The organism is Sporosarcina koreensis (assembly GCF_001531445.1).
GTDB classification, from domain to species: Bacteria; Bacillota; Bacilli; order Bacillales_A; family Planococcaceae; genus Sporosarcina; species Sporosarcina koreensis_C.
Window position 1 is genome coordinate 1 of the sequence record NZ_LQYA01000220.1, and the last position, 1,733, is coordinate 1,733.

The 1,733-nt window shown below is 49.3% G+C and carries 3 protein-coding genes and 1 pseudogene; 3 read left to right on the forward strand and 1 reads right to left on the reverse strand.

Translation table 11 applies throughout. The features are described from left to right. Positions 1 to 377, forward strand: a pseudogene (locus AWV70_RS19745) (penicillin-binding protein); the annotation flags it as partial. Positions 378 to 747: 370 nt separating this feature from the next. Here AWV70_RS19745 and AWV70_RS19750 read toward each other — a convergent pair. Next, complete coding sequence (locus AWV70_RS19750) at positions 748 to 1,278, reverse strand: YwhD family protein (protein ID WP_060210240.1); 531 nt, start codon at positions 1,276 to 1,278, stop codon at positions 748 to 750. Between the two features lie 68 nt (positions 1,279 to 1,346). Between AWV70_RS19750 and AWV70_RS19755 the strand changes: the two genes are divergently transcribed. Together AWV70_RS19755 and AWV70_RS24885 are read left to right on the forward strand one after the other, a co-directional pair. Further along, the gene (locus AWV70_RS19755; protein WP_060210241.1) at positions 1,347 to 1,535 is read left to right on the forward strand and encodes a 2-hydroxymuconate tautomerase; all 189 of its coding nucleotides are present in this window, start codon (positions 1,347 to 1,349) and stop codon (positions 1,533 to 1,535) included. Further along, the coding region (locus AWV70_RS24885; protein ID WP_235588777.1) for a hypothetical protein at positions 1,536 to 1,733 on the forward strand (198 nt) is incomplete at its 3' end. It abuts the gene before it with no gap.

The following is a 1,733-nucleotide window of genomic DNA, read 5'->3' on the forward strand; positions in this document are numbered from 1 at the left end:
TTCCCGACCAATACTTGATCGGCTACACCCCTTCACTGACGGCGGGAATCTGGACAGGCTATGACGTCGGCCAGCAATTGACGGACTTGGAGGACAAGGCCGCCTCGAAGAAAATCTGGATCGATTTCATGGAAACGGTCCACGCCGGCAAAACGCCAGAGCCGTTCATTCCCCCGAAAGGCGTGAGCAGCGTCATCGTCGACGTCGAAACCGGGGGCATTGCGGTCAATGAATGTCCGAAGCAGCGACTGATGTATTTGAAGGAAAAAGACTTGCCGCAAAAGCTGTGCACCGACAAAAACTTGCGCGAACAGCGAAACGGCGACGAAGACGATTCAGGTACGTTCGAATTATTTCCGTTTTCGTTTTTTGAATAACCAAAAGCGAAAGCCGTAACGAAGAACGGCTTTTGCGAGCACAATCAATGCGCAAGATTTACAGAGCATCTTTGACTTATGACCCGAGCAGCTAGCGCCCGGAGTCTGGACGATGAACAAAAGCAAAGGATAGAAATCAAAAAAGCTTTGCCCTTCTGAACTGAATCAGCGGGGCAAAGCTTTTTTACCGTCGAATGCGATCTGCCGATTGATGGATCATCGCTTGGGTTATGTTGAACCAGCAATTGACGGGAAGCGCATTATTCCGGTTGTCCTAGCTTACAATCGCAAGCTGTAAGTTCAGTGTACTTCCTTTTTCAAAGACATTCAACCTCATATGACGCCGAAGTCATAAAATTTCACAGTTTGTTCATAATTCAAGCGAGTCGACACCCAGATCGATGCGCAATTTCGGTTCGCTGCGCTCCCACATTTCATTGTTGTGAGTCGACAGGAAATCTACGAGGATCTGTTTCGATTTATCGTCCATATGATCGACGATAATATTTCGCTTCATGGACTTGTCCATTTTATTCACATGATCTGCAAGGATTTTATAGCCTCTGCGCTTTTCACGGTTCACGACCATTTCGCATGCAGTGACGCCTGCATAGTAAGGGCCATCCTTCTTGAAATCGATCGTCACCCAGACGAGCCAGTACGGTTTACCGCCTTCCGAGTCTTCGCGGTTCGTCGTGAATTTCACGCCGCGCTCCGTGTCGCTGCGGGCGTGCATCGCACCGATTTCGATGCGCGCCTCTCCTTCTTCGATATCGACGATGACTGGTGAGACGTTTTCGAGTGACAATGACCCGATTCCGAATCCTCCATGTCCATCGGTCGGATCATCTTTTATGATGGTGAATCCCATTTTTCGTTTCGGTTTCTGCTCATTCGTCATTCCTATAACCCCTCCCACTCTGCTATTATATACACTATACATAAGTTTTGACGAAAGGGGGAAATAGTATGCCAATTGTAACTGTAAAAATGATTGAGGGCCGCACGGATGAGCAGAAACGCAATCTCTGTGAAAAAGTATCGCAAGTCGTCGCTGAAACGACTGGCGCTCCTATTCAAAACGTTTCTGTCATCATCGAAGAAATGTCGAAAAACCATTATGCAACCGGAGGCAAGCGCCTGAGTGATAAGGAATGATTGAAACGATGCGAGAATCCCGATTCTTGCATCGTTTTTGTTTGCTGGGAAATTGCTTTGGGCGTGGATGGCTTCGCTTTGAGCGCGCGGGGGCTTGCTTTGGATGCGCAGGGGCTTGCTTTGGACGCGCGGCGACTTGCTTTGGACGCGCGGCGACTTGCTTTGGACGCGCGGAGGCTTGCTTTGGACGCGCGGGGG

Bases quoted from the DNA above. Each gene is read 5' to 3' on its own strand.
- AWV70_RS19755 (WP_060210241.1), top strand. From the start codon at position 1,347: ATGCCAATTGTAACTGTAAAAATGATTGAGGGCCGCACGGATGAGCAG.
- AWV70_RS19750 (WP_060210240.1), bottom strand. From the start codon at position 1,278: ATGACGAATGAGCAGAAACCGAAACGAAAAATGGGATTCACCATCATA.